Below are 17803 nucleotides of genomic sequence, written 5' to 3'. Positions count from 1 at the left end.
GGGAAATTATGTTTAATATAATACATGAAATTAATTGGATTGCAGTTGTGCTTGCAACAATAGCAAACTCCTTAGTGGGTGGATTTTGGTTTACTGCAATTTTTGGGAAGGCCTATTCTATTGCACTAGGAAAAGAGGAAGGTAAAAGTGAAAAGCCAGCTCCCATATTTATTATTGGTCCATTGGTGTGTGGTTTACTTACAACAGTGGCCATGGCCATTTTGATTTACGCTTTCAGGATTGAATCCATTGTTGATGCAATTATCTTTGGTGGAGTTGTTGGAATTGGTTTATTGGCTTCAACGACAGTCAATACCGGAATAAATCCGAACATACCTCGCCCAATTTTGTACGGTGTTATTAGTGGAAGTTATTTTATGATTTCAGGTTTAATTATTAGCTTAATTCTTGTAGCTATAAAATAATAGCAAAATTATCATGTTGGCGACGGAATGAGGATGAGTGAAGTGTTTATCCTAGTTTAAGAATATAATTAATTTAAAGAAAATCAATTATTAACCTTAATGATTCGGAAGTTCTACATAAGATTAGAATACTTAGAAATAAAGGTTCACATTAAGGCAAAATAAATAATAACTCAGATAATGAATTATTATTTAATGAGTTTAAAGAGTACTTAAGAATTGAATTAATAAAGATTTCTAATTAGTGGAAACATAAATAGTTATGGTTCGATATAAAATTCCTTTATGGTGTGAGAGTTAAAAGTAGAATGATGGGAAGTATCTAAGCGGTGCTTCCTATTTTAAACAAAAGAATTAGTTATACAAGTGAGAAAGAAAACAGTGTTATCACTTGATACTGATGCGAAAAAACGCATCATAAGTAAAAGATAGCATGTAAAAAAATAAATATTATAAATATAGAAATAATTATAAAAAATAAATATTGACACTTGAAAGTCTAATTGTTAAACTATAAATAGTTAGAATTCTAAGTAAAATTTAGGAGGGATTTGAATGACTAATTCTAAATACTCGATAGAAACACCATATTCAGAAGTAATTAGAAGTATTGCGATAAAAATGAAACTCAGTTCTGATGAAAAAGTAAAAAAGTTAGGATTGAATTCTCAACAAGGACGTATGATTGGTTATATTTATGAACACCAAGACAGTGGTATTATTCAAAAAGATTTGGCAAAAGTCTTTCAACGTACAGAAGCAAGTATTACAAGTATGCTGCAAGGATTAGAGAAAAAAGGATATATTGAAAGAAGAATTCCTAAAGAAAATGAGAGACAAAAATATATATATGTACTGCCTAAAGGTGCTGAACTCATAGAAGATTTTAATAAATTGGTAGCTGAGGCAGAGGAAAATATTATTGCAAACTTGACGGAACAAGAGAAGGAAACTTTGTTAGCTTTGTTATTGAAAGTAGATAGAAATCTATAAGTTATTAATATAATAACTTATAACTAAAAACTTAGAATTCTAAGAATACGAATTCTAATAATACTTATTATGGAGGATGAAATTATGAAACAAAAATTTTCAAACGAATATTATTTAGAAAGTGCACCGATTACTAAGGCAATTGCACATTTATCTATTCCTATGATGATCGGTATGTCAGTAGGTACAATATATAACGTTATTAATGCTTTTTTTATTGGACTATTAAACAATACAGATATGTTAACTGCTATCACTTTAGGACTACCAATCTTCACTATATTAATGGCTTTTGGAAATATGTTAGGAGCTGGAGGCGGAACATTTATAACTCGTCTTATTGCTAAACAAGATAAAGATAAAGCTAAGAAGATAGCTGGATATTCTTTTTATAGTAGTATTATCATAGGAATTTTGCTTGGAATAATTGCTATTATAGCACTTAATCCTATTGTTAAGATTTTGGGAGCAGATACTTCTGCTATTATTAATTATACAAAAAGTTATTCTTTAACTATGTTTATTGGTGGTTTTGCAATTATAATGAACTTCGCATTGGAGCAAGTTGTGAGAGCAGAAGGAGCATCAAAAGAATCAATGTTCGGAATGGTTGTAAGTACAATTTTTGGTCTTATATTTGACCCATTATTTATACTAGTATTTAGATTTGATGTTGTAGGAGTAGCATTATCAATGATTTTAGCTAATATAGCTTCATCAATTTATTATATTTACTACTTGGAAACAAAAAGTGAGAATTTAAAAGGATTTATTAAGAATTTTAATATTTCTCTTAAAGATAAAATAGAGATATATAAAGTTGGGGTTTCTGAATTGTTCCTAGCTGGTTTTCTAATTATTACAACTCTTCTTTTGAATAATTATTCAATTAGATATGGAGAAAGTGTAGTAGCTAGTTTTGGTATTGCCTTGAGACTTGTACAAGTACCAGAATTCCTTGCAATGGGACTCGCATTAGGAATTATCCCTTTAATTGCATATAATTTTTCTAATGAAAACTTTAACAGATTAAAAGACAGTATAAAACAATCAGCTTTATGGATTTTAGGATTATCAGGTGGATTTGTTACTTTAGTTTTTATTTTTAGAAATGTAATTATTCATCTGTTTTCTAATGATTCATCAGTATTAACTGTTGGAGTTTATATCATGACAGCCATGCTTATTTCCGCACTTTTCAATGGATTTACTACATTATTTACAGGAATTTTTCAAGCATCAGGTCAAGGAATACCATCAACAATTATGGGAATTACACAAGGGATTCTTTTTATTCCTGTCATAATAGTATTGAATAATTTCTATGGATTGCATGGTGTTATATGGTCTATGACCATTACAGAAATAATTACCTTTTTAACTGGAGCAATACTATACATTATTTTTAATAATAAAATAAAAAAGAATCAAGTAGTAGCAAACCAGCATTAATAAATATTGTGTCTGTATAACTACCTAGTTTTAATAAAGTAAGGCACATGAAAATAAATGAGTTTTTTTGCCTATCATTTGCTCTAAATATATAATAAGATAAACAGCTCATTAGCATATGAGCTGTTTATTATACTGTATAAGGAATTTTGCAGTATAATATTTGATAATATACTGGATTATTAAGTTAGTTTTCAGTGTTAATTTATTGATTAAACGCATATATAAACATACGTGGAGCAAATAAGATAAAACGGTGGAAGGCGAAATATATGAAATCTATTTTTGATTTTTTAATAAGAAAATTTGTGAAAGACCACAAAAATGTAAATTTTCAATCAGTCAGACAATCTTACAGGACTCTTGGAGGAAATGTTGGGATAATAATAAATTCTTCTATTCTTGTTCTAGAAATTGTTATTTTTGATGTGGTATTGGACAAGACCAGTTTTAAAGATAATGAAAAAAAAGAACTACAAGGTCAAATACAAGATATCACATATAGTATTAATCCTTCTTATAGGAGCATCATTACTTTCGATAGAGAGTTTTACTAAATGACATATGATGAAATGGTAAAATAATGGGAGGAGAATTTTAAATTTGCAAAGTTCAAGTTCTCGGATAATAAGTTTGTGGTGGATATTTTCAAATAGGCTAGGACAAAATAAAAGATTAAATCTGAAAAGAGAGGCACTTTTGATAAAAAAGAAAGCAACCTGTTAAATTTAAGCGGGTGGTTTTCTTTTTGTAGATTTATGACATTATTAAAAAATGTAGAATCATTAAGACTCCTAAAAGCAAAGTGGATGGATTATTAAAGTTATTGTACATTCGCCTTTAAATAGTTTATTATTTCTTTTACAGATTCATCATACTTTAAGAAGCTATGGCCTTCTAAGTTTAAGGAAATATGCTTAATATTATCTTTGTTTTTGCTATTTTTAACTAGAGTATTGCACATATTTTTACTTGGCCAGTATGAATCATTTCCAGATGAAATAAGCAGTACTTTACCTTTATATGAATCTATATTTATTACGGCATCTGGATTAAAATTCTTTTCTATGGAAATTTCATGACATCTGCAAAAATTATTATTTTTTGCATCATCCATAGCAGCTTCATCAATATTAAATTTGATATATGGTAATTCCTTATTATTAAAGGACCATGAAGCTTTTGGCTGTGCTTTGTAGATGCTAAAAAGATCTTCCGGCAAGCCCTGAAAAACATATGAACTAGGAACACAGGCGATAGTGATTGCAGATTTCATGTAATTTGTTAACACTAAAGCAGCTTCTCCTCCTTTAGACTGACCTATAATAATTAATTTATTGTCAGGTACATTGTGTTTTTCTTTAATAAAGTTTATAGCTTTTGTAAAGTACTCCACTGGAACCATTTCTAGAGACTTTGGAAGATCTCCGATTCCATAGTACGCTAAGAGTAAAAGATTAAAATTCTGCTTTAAATAATTTAATAAATCATCACTTATATTAGGTGGAAGCCCAGGTACACTTCCACTCATAATAACTGCTAATGGTTTTCCCTCATTTTCGTAAAAGTCTGCGTAAATTTCCTTTGATCTGTATTGTTCCATTTTTTTATACCTCCATAATTTGAATTTTTTAGTTAAGAAGTTCTTTATAATCCGATGTAAGAACGTTATCTATATATTTATTAATATTCTCAGCTGTGTAATCTATATTTAAAGCCCTGAGATGATAAGTACATAAAGAGAAAATCATATCTTTTATGCTACAATTAAGTCTTTCATCAAGCCAATTGGTTATTACCCCAAATATGCTATGTGTAAGAAGAACTGAAGTTATCTCTATATTATCTATAACGCATAAATGTTTTTGATTTAAATGTTCTAACAGCATTTTTAAATAAACAGTTGTTCTGTCTAGGATTTCTGAACGTTTCTTCTCAAATAATTCATTAATTCCCATAGATTTTACAAACAATATTTTGGCAAATTCTTTATTTTTTACGTATATACAGATTGCACTTGTCATTGAACTTGTAAATTGTTCGATTACATTATCTTTTAAAGCTTTTGAAATTTCTGAAGCAGCTTTCATACTCATATTTGAAATTTCATCAAAGATTTGTATTAATATCTCTTCTTTGTTGTTAAAGTAAGAATAAAAAGAACCTACAGATATAGAAGCTTCATTAGTAATATCCTTTATAGAGGCGTCTATATATCCCTTTTTGGAAAAAACATCAGCAGCTGCTTTTAAGATTGCTTTTCTCTTTAATTCTTTTTTATCTTCTGTTTTTCTTGAAATAATATTGTCCACAAAAATTCACTCCTTAACAAAAATGAATTTGAATTCAAATTCATTTTTATTGTAATCCTGAAAATATAGGCTGTCAATATAAAATTTGGAAAATAATATTATAAGCGTCTTTTAAAAATTACATAATATGTTTTTCGAGTTGAAAAATAAAAAGAAAAAGTACTATTTGTAGTAATTATGGAGAACCGTATCATAAGTAAAGACGAAAACAGCCCGAAGCAAGAGGTATAAATGCTCCTGGGCTGTTTTATTTTTGAAGAAATGTTTCAATTTGAAGATTGAGCAAAATAAGTTGACAAGTTTACAGAGTGTCACCTAGTGAATTATAATTTTAATTTAATTAAAAACTTGTTGACATGGAAGAAAGATTGAGATATGCTTAAGTTACTTCCAGGGAAGAAAGTGAGAGATTAATAATGAATATTGAAAATGAGATCATATTTTCTTTAAAGAAAATTCAAGAAAACACTGAATTATTTGCTCCTAATATTGATGGGGAACTTAGTATTTCTCAAATTCATTGTATTTCTATAATAGGAGATAATGAAGATGCTAATGTGACTAAGATTTCCAATGAATTGGAGATGACCACAGGTGCTATAACAAAAATGTGTAAGAAATTACTTAGTCAGGACCTTGTTGAGAAATATCAGGAAACTGGAAATAAACAAAAAATATATTATAAGTTAACAGAATCAGGACAAAGGATATACAAGATTCACAAAAAATTACATGATAAAATCCAAAGAGATAAAAAATCTATTGTGGAAAAATATACTGAAGATGAACAAGTAATTATATTAGGATTTCTTAATGATATAAACTCTCTGATAGATAATACATTTAAGGATATAGAGAAAGATGGTAACATGTATTAATTAATTTATGTTTGGTCTAATTAAGTAAGATTATTTTTTAGAAATTAAATTTTTAGAATGGAGGTTTTTGTATGAAAATTGATTTAAGTTGCAAAGTAGACAAAAAAGTTTTAGAAGCGGTAGGTCTTGGAGCCCAGGCCTTTGGGACTGATCTTGATAAGGCAGGGCATGTAGGAACTCATTTTGATGCTAGGGATAAGGAATTTTCCATAGAAAAAATCATTACAAGAGGAATAGTATTTGATATTAGGCACATTAAAACTGGAGAGGTGACAATAAAGGATATAGATCTAAGTGTTATTCAGCCCAATGATTTTATCATCTTTTATTCAGGAATATTAAATGAATTCGGATATGGGGCAAAGGAATATTTCGGAACTTATATAGAATTATCAGATGAACTAGTTGATGCCTTGATTGGTAAGAATGTGAGTTTTATAGGTGTGGACATGGCAGGAGCAAAAGGTCCTGAGAATCATTTAAGGATAGATCAATACTGCGCTGATAGGGGAGTATTTATAATCGAAAATTTAAATAATTTAGATTTGCTTTATGAAACTACAAACAGCAACGCTTTTACAGCATATACCTTTCCTGTGAATATGAGTGGTTTTTCAGGGCTTCCATGCAGAGTTATTGCAGAAGTTTAAACTATAATCGTCATTACACAAATAATTACTGATAGTATGTTAAGGATACGTGTACAAGATCGTCACATTGGGATAAATTTTGTAAGAATACGGGTATGAGGGATATAGAGACAGCAAAAAGTGAAAGCACGTTACTTAATATTGCCACAGAATTGAAACAAAATATACACCTGGCAGCTCAAGCAGGAATTCCAGTAATCCCACTAGAAACGAAGTCAATGGGAGAAGTGTTGGAAAAGGATATTATTGCTATGTACCGCAAGATGCTTAACAGTGATTTTACTATAGGAATGGATATGTTTCATTTTGCAACCTTTCGCATACCTCTTCAGACCACCCTTTTCAAATGCTTCTTCCCAGGCTTATTTATTAGATTTAAAATAGTTCATAATAATCTCCTTATGTAAAATAAATATTATTGAATACACTTAATTAATATGATTGCGTTTAAGAGATAGTAAGTTAGAACCTAGTTCACTTAGGGCATTACTTCTAATAATACTTAACCATAGCTTAATTATATAATGCTATAATTTTATGGTCAATTTATATGATCCAAATAAAAAGATCCCTCATGAATTATTCACAACACATGAAGTATGAATCAAAATACCATCCAAGCCGCGGGCTTGGATGGTATTTTGATTGGAGCACAAGAAATTTCTTCTCGGATACAGCAAGCCATACGGCAAAAACTATTCAGCTTACTTTTCCTGATGATGCTGATGTGGTTCATCAGCATCACAATATCTTGTACATAGGGATTAAAAGGTTTACTAGATTTTTACAATCCTAACCTTGCTTTCTCTGAATTACTACCTTACCCCTCTTAGGATCTGTTTCGCACTCACGGTACGCTTCGGCTAATCCTTGAGATGTAAATGGGAAAATTCCGCTCAAATGAACCTTCAATTTTTGGTCATGGACGTTTTGAAGAATAGACACTAAATCATCGTGGTTTGGTTCTGCATGAACAAATTGAGCTTTAATTCCGCGAATTTGTGGATGTTCATTAATCGCCATGGCTACCAGCGAAATGAGCGTGCCTCCATCCTTCAAAACAGAGTAGCTTTTTCGCCCAGTTTCACCTATTTTTGCATCTAGAACCGTAGCTGATCTATCCATAACCATATCTAGTACAATATCTACAGAACTATTTATAGCCTTTGTAAAATCAGTTGTGGTATAATCAATTACCTCGTCGGCACCTAATTGTCGCACAAATTCATGGTTAAATTCACGGGCTGTTGCAATCACATATGCACCTGCTTGTTTAGCGAGCTGAACAGCAATATGTCCTACACCGCCAGCGCCTGCATGAATTAGAATACGCTGTCCAGGTTGTAGTTTAGCATACTTAAACAAAGACTGCCAGGCAGTCAAACCAACCGTTGGCAATGCAGCAGCTTCATGAAAAGACATTCCGGGTTGGATTATTGCAAGTGCGTTTTCTTCCATTGCTACATAATCTGCATAGGCTCCACCGTTGTTAGTAGGAATACCCATAACACGGTCGCCAGGTTTCAAATGGGTTACTTTACTTCCAACCTCAATGACAACACCGGCAAGATCAGCACCGAGAACATACGGCAACTGAACTGGTAAAATATCCTTAACAGCCCCAGAACGTAATACAGAATCTGCTGGATTGATTGAAGCAGCATACATTTCTACTAGAACCTGTGTTTCTGTAATTACTGGTACATCTATCTCTTGTTCCTGTAAAACCGCTGGAATTCCGTACTCTTTTAAAACAATTGCTTTCATAATAAATTCCTCCTATTTTTAAAGTTTGTTTCAGCCAATTAATAATTTATAAACACTTGTTTACTTATTAACTATTGTCTGATAATGTGATATTAACAAAGTTACTTGTTCGCTTCAATTGTTAAAATAACTGCAATTGTTCATTAATTAACAAAATTTCATTTATCGTTCATTAACTAATAAATATTTCATATAGCAAAATGCGTATAGTTAAATTTATTGAAAAAATCACATAATATCTTAAGGAGGGTCTTATGGATAGACGAATACTAAAAACACAAAAAGCAATTATCGGAGCATTTATCCAACTGCTCGCAGAGAAAGAATTTGAAGATATTACAATTAATGAAATAGCAGATCGAGCAGATGTTAGCCGAGGAACCGTTTACTTGCACTACATTGACAAATTTGATTTGCTGGATAAATGTATTGATATTTATTTTAAAAAATTATTTGAAAGCTGCATGACTCTCGACGGTACTACGCTTTTACTTTCAAAATCCTTTATTATTCGCACATTTGAGTATTTGGAACAACATGCTTTCATATATACTACTTTGTTAGTTAACAAAGGAATCCCTGCTTTCAGAAGCCTCATGATGGATGTGATTCTAGGTAACCTTAGTAAGGTGATAGATGCCAGCAGCATAAAACGAGATATGAACAAAGAGGTGACGTTACAGTTTCTGTCTTCAGCTATTGTTGGTTTACTAGAATGGTGGATTATCGAATCAATACCTATTCCAGCTAATGATATAGCAGAACAATTGTGGTCACTGTTGGAACGTATTCAAGTTATGCCTAATTCACCGTATCCTAATTAATCAAACTGTATCAAGTTCAGTTATTCTTCCTTCACAAAAAAACGGGGGGGGTTATGAGCGAAGCGAATTTGCTGAAAAACAGCTATAGTTTGGCAATCGAGTAGTAGGTGGGTAATTATTTTGCCTACCTATTTTTTTTCACAACCGGTACATAATGTTTAGAATATAAAAGAGCAATGGTCAATACCATGGTAGTAAATCCACTTAATATTATTTTCGCATCTAATCCAGCTATATACATCATACCTAAAATAATAAAGAAACATACCATTGTCATTCCCATATCTTTTTGAATTAAAATTAACCCCATAGGAAGTGCAGCATAAAATAAAATTTTTCCAAGGTTTTTCCAATCATTAATATTACAATTCATATCATCTAATAATTTAGATAACATTAAAATTATAGAAAACTTAGCCACTTCAGATGGCTGTAATAATGCATTTGAGCAGATTCTGGAAGAGAGGACACCAATGTTTCATAAGAATATCCGGCATTTTTATGATACTTATGGATTTCCGATTGCGAAGATGATACATTGTTCATGTATGGCAGATATGGTGTATTTTATTGTGAAGCCATTAGAATGGCTGTTTTTGATAGTACTGTATTTCTGTGATGTGAATCCTGAAAATCGGATTGCAGTGCAGTATCTGCCACAAAAATAAGGAATAAAAATTGGTTTACAGTAAATATGAAAGAGTGGTGAGAATAATAAAAAAGCATATAAAATATATAATTATGTTTGTCATGTTGCTGATAATTGAGATATTTATTGGAGTATTTATGCATCACGGTTTTATTCGTGATTATGGAGGAGATGTGCTAATAATTCCTTTATTATACACATTTATACGGATGTTTTGGGTGGAGGACAACAAAGTTACAATATTATATCTTCCATTGGGATTGTTCTTATTTGGAGTTTGTATAGAGCTTTTACAGGGTGCTAACCTGATTGATATTCTTAAAATTGGAAGGAAGTCTGTGCTTGGAGTTATCATTGGTTCTACATGTGACTGGAAAGATATATTATGCTATTTGGCTGGAACCGCATTGATATTAAGCTGGAATTATAAAAGCTTATTAAATCCACAAAAACTCCGGGGGTTTTTATGAGCGAAGGGAATTTGCTTGAAGAGGAATGGCTATGGCAGTAAGTAGTTGGCTTAAAAATATAGATGAGAATTTACCGGATGTAGTGGAAAAGTTAAGGGAGATAGAAGTAATAAATCAATATGTACTTGCGTGCTTAGAAAGATGGGATACTGAAAAAACTACCTTATTTTCAGTCGTAATGACTGCAGGTAAATCGTCCTTATTTATAAAATATACATAAACTGCACATCTAGATATAATTATTTATTTTCCAATTTTAACTTTAATTTTACTAAATGTTAATGATGTAATATATCAGGTAAAGCATTAGCATTGCTGGTAATTAATTCTGAATTTAAAGTTACTACAGGCAGATATTTTGAAGGTACAAGAGAAATAAAATCTTCAGAGCTCTCCTATATAACAAAGAAAATAGGAAAAATTTATGGAGGACAAGTGTTGAATTAACAAAATTAAGTGAAGCTGAAACAATATTAAGCTTGGACTCAGAATAACTCATTTATTCTTCCGAATTTTAGGGGGTGCATTTTTACACCTTTGATAGAAACAGCTATTGACATTCAAGTATACTTTAATGTTATTATTGTCACAAGGAGGGTTTGTATGAAGGAATATACCATTAAAGAAGTATCAAAAATGCTTATACTGCCCAAAGCTACCTTGCGTTATTATGACCAAATTGGATTAGTCGTACCTCAACGGGCAAATAATAGATACCGCTACTATACAGAGCAGGATGTCCTCCACCTTCAATACACAGAAGTTTTGAAATTCAGTGGTTTCACTTTGCTGGAAATAAAGGAGGTATTAGATTTCAAACGTGAGCGTAATATTAGCAATTGCCCATTGTTATTGCATATTATGAGTGAGAAGAAAGCGGATTTGTTAAAAAGGATCGAACTTTATCATTCAATGGTTGGATTTATTGATCAAGCAGGAGTGCTAATGAAAAATAAAAAAAGTCCGTCTGACATGGCTAAAATTGATAAATTTGTTACAGATGTCTATCAAACGATGACAGGAGGTAACAATAGTGAATAGAATATACTTTTTTACTGGCACGGGAAACAGCATGCATATTGCGGCGGAAATTATCTGATTGTGAAATTACAGCGATTCAGAAAGGCGTTGATACTGAATTACCTGTCGGCTATGAACGTATAGGATTTGTATTTCCGACCTATGGGTGGGGGTTGCTGATCATGGTTTCAGATTTTTTAAGCAAATCTAGTCTGTTGAAATAGGACAACACATACCTATTTGCTGTTGCAACCTGTCTCGGTATAACTGGTAATGCCATTCCTCAAGCAAATGCTTTGTTAAAAGAAAAAGGATGCTTTGCTTCGCATTTCATGAAGTGCTTTAACATTGGTGCTCCTACTATTTCACATCATCTTAAGGAATTGGCTAATGCTGAGTTAATTTATACCGAGAAAAGGGGTAAGTTTTTGTTCTGTAAAGTTAATGAAGAGATTGTGAATGAAGTAACTAAATTATTGAATCTGCAGACATAAAAAATGTAATTCCTATTTTATAATTCGTTAGTTTTTGAAGTTTAAAACAATCAAGGAAGGGGATTAAAAACATGAGAACAACAATATTCTATTTTACAGGTACTGGAAACAGTCTGATGCTTTCACGTGATCTTGCTGATGAAATAGGGGATGCTAGGATAATATCCATTCCTAAAGCGATACAAGAATCTGAGATTGATGTATCGGGTGAATGCGTAGGTTTCGTATTTCCTTTATATTACCAGGTTATGCCTGTTATCGTACAGGATTTCATAAAAAAATTACAACTTAACAAATCGAAGTATATTTTTGCTGTTGTTAACAGTAGATCATTTCAAGGTTATGCTTTAACTCAACTTTCAAATCTTTTGTCCGAGCAGGGAACTGAATTGGCTGCCGGTTTTCACCTTTTATTACCGTATAACTATATCATCAACCCTTTGGGGATAAAGCCTCCAAGCGATTCAAAGAGAGACGATTTGTTTAGACAGGAAAAACTAAAGGTAAAAGAGATCGCTGGAATAATAAAAGTACGTAAACGGATAGGAATTGAGAAAAAACCCTTATTGAAACATGTACATCCATATTCTTTTTTCAAAAAAGAAAAATTGGCTTCCAAATTGATTAACGAAGCAAAAAACTTTCAGGTTGACAATCGTTGCATAAGCTGTGAACGCTGTAAATCGGTATGTCCAGTAAACAATATTGAAATCGTCAACGGGAGACCGAAATGGAATGATCGATGCCAGCAATGTCTTGCGTGCATCAATTGGTGTCCGAAAAATGCAATTGAATATAAAAATATAACCTTGCGTAAAAAACGGTATACAAATCCTCTTGTAACTGTAAAAGATATGAGTGAATCTGCGGCTGAATGCAAAAGATAGCTCACGGGAATGCTGAAAAGTTATTCGGGTTTTGATACGGTATGAGGTGGAATAGATTCACTCTAACACTTGAAATCATTGAACGATAATTACAATAAAAAAGTAAAACATTATATAACAATTTTAAATTAGGTTTCTCTCAGTTACGGTATTTTTATGTATATATATTACAAATGATCAAAATCATAATATTTTTCTTCTGTATTAACTTTTAGTTTGATCTGATATTCAACATATTGCGGAATAAATTACTATTGTAAACTAAATAATCAAATCAATAACTAATTCTTACATATGCTAGCAAGAGCTATGAATAATTGTATTAATATATTATACATGTATTGGGGGTAATTTGAAAAAATTGCAGTATAATGAGGATAGACTATTTATGAGGAGATAGATAGGCTATCCTTATTATACTTTGAAAAGAAAATAGGAAAGTAGAATTTTGAGATACTCATAATGTCTATAATCGGAAGTTGCTGATGCGACTTAATAAGATACAAACTTCTAAACAAGGTTTAGGATAATTAAGGGTGAACCACATCAGTAATAAATGAGGTTTTTGCCGCCCATTTAACGACGAAATTGATAAAACTAAATAAAGTTAATATGCATCACTAAGAGATTCTTCTTAATGTTAGTAAGCTGATAACTATTATTAATATAAAATCCCATACAAGTAAGTTTGTTGTATAAAATTTAATAATACGCTGGATTATGGAGTTAGTTTATAGTGTTAATTTATTGATTAAACGCATATATAAACATACGTGGAATAAATAAGATAACATGATGGAAGGCGAAATATATGAAATTTATTTTCGATTTTTTAATAAGAAAATTTGTGAAAGACCACAAAAATGTAAATTGTCAATCAGTCAGACAATCCTACGGGACTCTTGGAGGAAATGTTGGGATAATAATAAATTCTTCTATTCTTGTTTTAGAAATTGTTATTGGTTTATTTCTAAACAGTATAGCCATTACAGCAGATGCTTTTCATAATCTGACTGATGCACTATCTTCGTTAGTTACAATATTTAGTTTTAAACTTGCAAATCGTCCGGCAGATGATAAGCATCCTTTTGGTTATGGAAGAATAGAGTATATAACTGCGCTCTTATTTTCTGGTGCCATACTTGTAGTAGGATTTGAATTTTTAAGAAGTTCATTTTTACGTGTTTTACATCCTGTAAATATACCTTTTAATAAAGTAAGTTTTATTTGCATGCTGTGTGCGATACCATTACAAGTTTTTCTTAACAGGTTTACAAATTATATAGGTGATGCTATTGATTCATCTGCACTTAAGGCATCAGCGTTAGAATCCTTTACTGATATCTTAGTGCTGTCTATGGTTACATTTTCGTTGCTTATTACAAGATTTACAACCTTTCCTATTGATGGATATATAGGAGTCATTGTATCTCTTTTTATTTTCCATTCAGGTATAGAACTTGGAAGAGAAATGCTTGGTACTTTAATTGGTAAGGCACCAGAAAAAGAATTTGTAGAAGAATTAAAAAGCAGTGTAATAAGTTATAAATATATATGCGGAGTGCACGATCTTGTAATTCATAATTATGGTCCAGGTAGATACATTGCTTCCTTGCATGCTGAGGTTCCAAGTAATATATCCATTATGGAACTTCATGATGTTATAGATGATGCTGAAAAGGAAATTGGTAAACGAATGAATGTATATCTTTCTATTCATATGGACCCAATTAATACAGACAGCCCTGAGATCGTGGCCTTAAAACAAGAAGTTTATAAAAAGATTAAAGGAATAAATGGTATAGTATCTATGCATGATTTTAGAGTTGTTGGAGGAAATGAAGAAAAAACCATATTATTTGATGTGGTATTGGACAAGACCAGTTTTAAAGATAATGAAAAAAAAGAACTGCAAGCTCAAATACAAGATATTATATATAGTATTAATCCTTCTTATAGGAGTATCGTTACTTTCGATAGAGAGTTTTACTAAATGATATATAAAACAAATGCTAAAATAGCCTTACACATTGATATAAAATGTTTAAGGCTATTTGTTTTTTTGGGGAGACGATGCTTCTACTCCTCAATGGATATTATATTGACATACTCTTTATAAAAAACTACCTACTCCATTAAAAAGAGCATATAAATGAGTATCGCTTGAAATATGACTTCTGATGCTGGACGTCATGTGTATCAATTTATTGTTATACATATTAAAAGTATTTTGGCAAATAATAATTTCATTATAATTTAGTTAAAACTTAAGGGAGTAGATAGTTATTATGAATATACAGTATGTACAGGGAGAATGTTTCTTTAGAAGAATTAATAAACTTAAAAAACAATATGAGTATCTAACAGAAGATATTAATACAGAGGTTATAATAGTTGGAGGGGGAGTTACTGGAGCAATTTTAGGGTATTATTTTGCTAAAAATAATATTGATGCTGTTATTCTAGAGAAATCAAGAATAGCTCATGGCAGTACTAGTATAACTACTTCACTTCTTCAATATGAACTCGATAGTAAGGCTATGGAATTAAAAGCCTATACGTCTATAGATAATGTTATAAAGTCATATAAATTAGGAATAAAAGCATTAGATGAAATAGAGGAATTTATAAATAAGTATGGAAATACCTGCGATTTTAAGAAAACTGATAGTTTCTTGTATACAGATAAAAAGATTGAGAGAAAGGAAATTGAGCAGGAATATAAGATTAGATATGAGGCTGGATTTCCGGTAGAATTTATTGATGAAACTAATAATCCTTTTTCTTTTGATGTAAAGGCTGGAGTGCTTAGCAAAGGTGGAGGAGCGCAATTTGATCCATATAAATTTACTCATGCATTACTTGATTCAAGTTGTAAAAAAGGATTAAGAGTATATGAAAACTCAGAAGTAACATGTATTAATTACATTGAAAATGAAGTTATATCACAAACCGTGTATGGGCATAAAGTTAGAGGTAAAATTTTATTAGTCGCAGCAGGATATAATACTCAACTTTTTACAAAAAGAGCATTTGGAATCAAAACCACAGCATTCAATATAGTAACAAAACCAATAGAAAATCTTAGAGAAATCTATAAGGGTGTAGTAATTAGAGATAATGAGGTTCCATACAATTATTTTAGGACTACTAATGACAATCGGATAATAATTGGAGGAAAAGATATAAATTTTATGCCAGACATATTTAATGAGAAATTATGTGAAATACAATATGATAAATTAGAACAAAAACTTAAAAATTTATTTCCGGACTTGAATATAGAAATAGATTATAGGTATTGTGGAGCATTTGCATCAACACAAGATAATTTAGGCTTTTTAGGAAAGGATCCAAACAATAAAAAATTATGGTATTGCTTAGGTTATGGTGCAAATGGTATTTTATTTGCTATACTGGGCGGAATTATGCTTAGTCAATTGTATTTAGGAACAGCTTCTGAAGATTTGAAACTTTTTCAGGTTAATAGATTTGACTAATGTAAACGGTGGAAGCAATGGAAGAAGATTAGCACTAAACAAAGAAATCTAATCAAACTAGGAATTAATGATTCATAGTAGCGTTAGAGTCTTTTACTGATATCTTAGTGCTGTTTATGGTTACATTTTCTTTGTTTATTACAAAGTTTACAAACATTCCTATTATTTGATATGGCATTGGACAAAACCAGTATAAAAATAAAATCTGAAAAGAGAGAAACTTTTGATAAAAAGCAGATAGCTCTGAATATTATGATATTATATCATAATAGTTGGTGAACATTATACGAATTTCACGTCTTAAAAGCTATAAAGTATCAATGCTTTATAGCTTTTATAACTATCACGCTATATAATTCTATCTACTTTTCAGTATATAACACTCATATACAAAGTAGAATAGAGGGCTCTTATTTTTATTGTATCAAAACTATAACTGATTTAGCTTGCTTACAGGCTCTTCACCATTCTCTACACGCTTTATATTATTTACGAAGAAATCATATCTTTTTTTATGAAATTTGAGACCATCAGGCAAGCCTGCTGTATGAGGAGTAAGTATAACATTTCTCAGATTTCGGAGTTCACTGTCAATTGGAAGGGGTTCAGATTCAAACACATCCAGGCATGCTCCTGAAATGTCCTTGTTTTTTAATGCATCTATCAAGTCTCTTTCATTGACAATCCCGCCGCGGGCTGTATTGATAAAAAGTGCAGTATTCTTCATTTTCTTGAATACCTCTTTGTTGATCAGCTGTTTTGTTTGCTGATTCAAGGCTACATGTACACTTACTATGTCCGATGCGCCTACAAGAGTATCGAAATCCGTCATTTCCACAAAACTGTCAGGCTGTACAACGGGATTTCTAGCATAAACCAGAACATTCATATCAAAAACGCTACAAAACTCAGCTACTTTTTTACCGATGGCGCCAAAGCCTATAATCCCGATGGTTTTGCCTTTTAATTCACTTCCTGTATACTGCAATTCATTTTCAGCTATTTTATTCTTCATGAAAGCATCAAGAAACGGTATGTTTTTATAATAAGACAATATCAGCGCCATTACGTGCTCGGAAACTGCTTGTGCATTCACTCCTGCAGCATTGGCGGCCCAAATGCCGTACTGCGTGCAAGCATCGATATCTACATTATCAAATCCTGCACCTGTCTGTACCAACTTTAATTTTTTTGCTATAGAAAGCAGACTGCGGTCCACTTTAATATGTTCAGGTATGAGTACCTGACAATCTTCAATATGATGCAACATTTCTTTTCCGGGCTGGACAATTACAATGTCCCAGTCTTCCGGAAAATGCCTTACAATATTTGATTTTGAGGTCTCAGTAAAATATCCGACTATAAGAATCTTCATTGTTAAACCACCTTTCATGCTCTATACCCTGTTCGAAGAAAATCCGTTTGATATTTGCAATTACAATCCCGGCATCTTCTCCGTCATATATTACGGGAGAAATCTCA

22 protein-coding genes are annotated in these 17803 nt (G+C 31.4%); 17 read left to right on the top strand and 5 right to left on the bottom strand.

The window, feature by feature from the left end; translation table 11 throughout:
* Positions 1-8 precede the first annotated feature (8 nt).
* The 4 genes from T483_RS0103465 to T483_RS32010 all read left to right on the top strand — a co-directional run bounded on the left by T483_RS0103465 (position 9) and on the right by T483_RS32010 (position 3427).
* Positions 9-425 (top strand): DUF1761 domain-containing protein, encoded by a 417-nt coding sequence (locus T483_RS0103465; RefSeq protein ID WP_026885584.1) that lies wholly within the window; start codon positions 9-11, stop codon positions 423-425.
* A 555-nt stretch (positions 426-980) separates the two neighbouring features.
* Positions 981-1418 carry a MarR family winged helix-turn-helix transcriptional regulator gene (locus T483_RS0103460; RefSeq protein WP_026885583.1) on the top strand — a complete coding sequence of 146 codons (438 nt, stop codon included), beginning with the start codon at positions 981-983 and terminating at the stop codon, positions 1416-1418.
* Between the two features lie 84 nt (positions 1419-1502).
* Complete coding sequence (locus T483_RS0103455; RefSeq protein ID WP_026885582.1) at positions 1503-2870, top strand: MATE family efflux transporter; 1368 nt, start codon at positions 1503-1505, stop codon at positions 2868-2870.
* Between the two features lie 272 nt (positions 2871-3142).
* Positions 3143-3427, top strand: a complete 285-nt coding sequence (locus T483_RS32010; RefSeq protein WP_026885581.1) for a hypothetical protein — start codon at positions 3143-3145, stop codon at positions 3425-3427.
* A 266-nt stretch (positions 3428-3693) separates the two neighbouring features.
* Here T483_RS32010 and T483_RS0103445 read toward each other — a convergent pair whose 3' ends face one another.
* Entirely contained in the window at positions 3694-4473 is a 780-nt protein-coding gene (locus tag T483_RS0103445) for an acyl-CoA thioester hydrolase/BAAT C-terminal domain-containing protein (RefSeq protein ID WP_026885580.1), read from the bottom strand.
* Positions 4474-4501: 28 nt separating this feature from the next.
* Positions 4502-5182 carry a TetR/AcrR family transcriptional regulator gene (locus T483_RS0103440; protein WP_026885579.1) on the bottom strand — a complete coding sequence of 227 codons (681 nt, stop codon included), beginning with the start codon at positions 5180-5182 and terminating at the stop codon, positions 4502-4504.
* Between the two features lie 416 nt (positions 5183-5598).
* Between T483_RS0103440 and T483_RS0103435 the strand changes: the two genes are divergently transcribed.
* The 3 genes from T483_RS0103435 (at position 5599) to T483_RS31475 (ending at position 7117) form a co-directional block, all read left to right on the top strand.
* Positions 5599-6060 (top strand): MarR family transcriptional regulator, encoded by a 462-nt coding sequence (locus T483_RS0103435; protein WP_026885578.1) that lies wholly within the window; start codon positions 5599-5601, stop codon positions 6058-6060.
* Between the two features lie 71 nt (positions 6061-6131).
* On the top strand, positions 6132-6710 hold the full coding sequence (locus tag T483_RS0103430) for a cyclase family protein (RefSeq protein WP_026885577.1): 579 nt from the start codon (positions 6132-6134) through the stop codon (positions 6708-6710).
* Positions 6711-6805: 95 nt separating this feature from the next.
* Positions 6806-7117 (top strand): hypothetical protein, encoded by a 312-nt coding sequence (locus tag T483_RS31475; protein WP_026885576.1) that lies wholly within the window; start codon positions 6806-6808, stop codon positions 7115-7117.
* 385 nt (positions 7118-7502) lie between these two features.
* Here T483_RS31475 and T483_RS0103420 read toward each other — a convergent pair whose 3' ends face one another.
* A complete protein-coding gene (locus T483_RS0103420; protein ID WP_026885575.1) occupies positions 7503-8477 on the bottom strand; it encodes an NADP-dependent oxidoreductase in 975 nt (324 codons plus the stop codon).
* 254 nt (positions 8478-8731) lie between these two features.
* Here T483_RS0103420 and T483_RS0103415 point away from each other — a divergent pair, with 254 nt between their 5' ends.
* A complete protein-coding gene (locus T483_RS0103415) occupies positions 8732-9301 on the top strand; it encodes a TetR/AcrR family transcriptional regulator (protein WP_026885574.1) in 570 nt (189 codons plus the stop codon).
* A gap of 124 nt (positions 9302-9425) precedes the next feature.
* On the opposite strand, the gene T483_RS0103410 is transcribed toward T483_RS0103415, so the two are convergent.
* Positions 9426-9698: an FtsW/RodA/SpoVE family cell cycle protein gene (locus T483_RS0103410; protein ID WP_026885573.1), complete on the bottom strand. Its 273-nt coding sequence runs from the start codon at positions 9696-9698 to the stop codon at positions 9426-9428.
* Between the two features lie 76 nt (positions 9699-9774).
* On the opposite strand from T483_RS0103410, the gene T483_RS32005 reads away from it, so the two are divergent.
* From T483_RS32005 to T483_RS0103370, 9 genes are all read left to right on the top strand, one after another.
* A complete protein-coding gene (locus tag T483_RS32005) occupies positions 9775-9969 on the top strand; it encodes a DUF6688 family protein (protein WP_026885572.1) in 195 nt (64 codons plus the stop codon).
* Positions 9970-9979: 10 nt separating this feature from the next.
* On the top strand, positions 9980-10420 hold the full coding sequence (locus T483_RS0103400) for a DUF2809 domain-containing protein (protein ID WP_242841791.1): 441 nt from the start codon (positions 9980-9982) through the stop codon (positions 10418-10420).
* Between the two features lie 31 nt (positions 10421-10451).
* Positions 10452-10640, top strand: coding sequence for a hypothetical protein (locus T483_RS0103395; protein ID WP_026885570.1), 189 nt, complete (start codon positions 10452-10454; stop codon positions 10638-10640).
* Positions 10641-10732: 92 nt separating this feature from the next.
* A complete protein-coding gene (locus tag T483_RS32410) occupies positions 10733-10867 on the top strand; it encodes a hypothetical protein (RefSeq protein ID WP_278247395.1) in 135 nt (44 codons plus the stop codon).
* Positions 10868-11023: 156 nt separating this feature from the next.
* On the top strand, positions 11024-11461 hold the full coding sequence (locus T483_RS30065) for a MerR family transcriptional regulator (RefSeq protein WP_051560279.1): 438 nt from the start codon (positions 11024-11026) through the stop codon (positions 11459-11461).
* Positions 11462-11772: 311 nt separating this feature from the next.
* Positions 11773-11934 (top strand): ArsR/SmtB family transcription factor, encoded by a 162-nt coding sequence (locus T483_RS28685; RefSeq protein WP_035789966.1) that lies wholly within the window; start codon positions 11773-11775, stop codon positions 11932-11934.
* A gap of 71 nt (positions 11935-12005) precedes the next feature.
* Positions 12006-12821, top strand: coding sequence for an EFR1 family ferrodoxin (locus tag T483_RS0103380; protein WP_026885569.1), 816 nt, complete (start codon positions 12006-12008; stop codon positions 12819-12821).
* 811 nt (positions 12822-13632) lie between these two features.
* On the top strand, positions 13633-14814 hold the full coding sequence (locus T483_RS0103375) for a cation diffusion facilitator family transporter (RefSeq protein WP_026885568.1): 1182 nt from the start codon (positions 13633-13635) through the stop codon (positions 14812-14814).
* Between the two features lie 295 nt (positions 14815-15109).
* The gene (locus tag T483_RS0103370) at positions 15110-16321 is read left to right on the top strand and encodes an NAD(P)/FAD-dependent oxidoreductase (protein WP_026885567.1); all 1212 of its coding nucleotides are present in this window, start codon (positions 15110-15112) and stop codon (positions 16319-16321) included.
* Between the two features lie 430 nt (positions 16322-16751).
* On the opposite strand, the gene T483_RS0103365 is transcribed toward T483_RS0103370, so the two are convergent.
* Positions 16752-17696 carry an NAD(P)-dependent oxidoreductase gene (locus T483_RS0103365; RefSeq protein ID WP_026885566.1) on the bottom strand — a complete coding sequence of 315 codons (945 nt, stop codon included), beginning with the start codon at positions 17694-17696 and terminating at the stop codon, positions 16752-16754.
* Positions 17697-17803 lie beyond the last annotated feature (107 nt).

Source organism: Clostridium beijerinckii HUN142 (assembly GCF_000621745.1).
Classification (GTDB): domain Bacteria; phylum Bacillota; class Clostridia; order Clostridiales; family Clostridiaceae; genus Clostridium; species Clostridium beijerinckii_A.
The sequence above is the reverse complement of the archived record's forward strand: the minus strand, read 5'-3'. Positions and strand labels throughout refer to the sequence as shown.

Bases quoted from the DNA above. Each gene is read 5' to 3' on its own strand.
- T483_RS0103465 (WP_026885584.1), top strand. From the start codon at position 9: ATGTTTAATATAATACATGAAATTAATTGGATTGCAGTTGTGCTTGCA.
- T483_RS0103460 (WP_026885583.1), top strand. From the start codon at position 981: ATGACTAATTCTAAATACTCGATAGAAACACCATATTCAGAAGTAATT.
- T483_RS0103455 (WP_026885582.1), top strand. From the start codon at position 1,503: ATGAAACAAAAATTTTCAAACGAATATTATTTAGAAAGTGCACCGATT.
- T483_RS32010 (WP_026885581.1), top strand. From the start codon at position 3,143: ATGAAATCTATTTTTGATTTTTTAATAAGAAAATTTGTGAAAGACCAC.
- T483_RS0103445 (WP_026885580.1), bottom strand. From the start codon at position 4,473: ATGGAACAATACAGATCAAAGGAAATTTACGCAGACTTTTACGAAAAT.
- T483_RS0103435 (WP_026885578.1), top strand. From the start codon at position 5,599: ATGAATATTGAAAATGAGATCATATTTTCTTTAAAGAAAATTCAAGAA.
- T483_RS0103430 (WP_026885577.1), top strand. From the start codon at position 6,132: ATGAAAATTGATTTAAGTTGCAAAGTAGACAAAAAAGTTTTAGAAGCG.
- T483_RS31475 (WP_026885576.1), top strand. From the start codon at position 6,806: ATGAGGGATATAGAGACAGCAAAAAGTGAAAGCACGTTACTTAATATT.
- T483_RS0103420 (WP_026885575.1), bottom strand. From the start codon at position 8,477: ATGAAAGCAATTGTTTTAAAAGAGTACGGAATTCCAGCGGTTTTACAG.
- T483_RS0103415 (WP_026885574.1), top strand. From the start codon at position 8,732: ATGGATAGACGAATACTAAAAACACAAAAAGCAATTATCGGAGCATTT.
- T483_RS0103410 (WP_026885573.1), bottom strand. From the start codon at position 9,698: ATGTTATCTAAATTATTAGATGATATGAATTGTAATATTAATGATTGG.
- T483_RS32005 (WP_026885572.1), top strand. From the start codon at position 9,775: ATGTTTCATAAGAATATCCGGCATTTTTATGATACTTATGGATTTCCG.
- T483_RS0103395 (WP_026885570.1), top strand. From the start codon at position 10,452: ATGGCAGTAAGTAGTTGGCTTAAAAATATAGATGAGAATTTACCGGAT.
- T483_RS30065 (WP_051560279.1), top strand. From the start codon at position 11,024: ATGAAGGAATATACCATTAAAGAAGTATCAAAAATGCTTATACTGCCC.
- T483_RS28685 (WP_035789966.1), top strand. From the start codon at position 11,773: ATGAAGTGCTTTAACATTGGTGCTCCTACTATTTCACATCATCTTAAG.
- T483_RS0103380 (WP_026885569.1), top strand. From the start codon at position 12,006: ATGAGAACAACAATATTCTATTTTACAGGTACTGGAAACAGTCTGATG.
- T483_RS0103375 (WP_026885568.1), top strand. From the start codon at position 13,633: ATGAAATTTATTTTCGATTTTTTAATAAGAAAATTTGTGAAAGACCAC.
- T483_RS0103370 (WP_026885567.1), top strand. From the start codon at position 15,110: ATGAATATACAGTATGTACAGGGAGAATGTTTCTTTAGAAGAATTAAT.
- T483_RS0103365 (WP_026885566.1), bottom strand. From the start codon at position 17,696: ATGAAGATTCTTATAGTCGGATATTTTACTGAGACCTCAAAATCAAAT.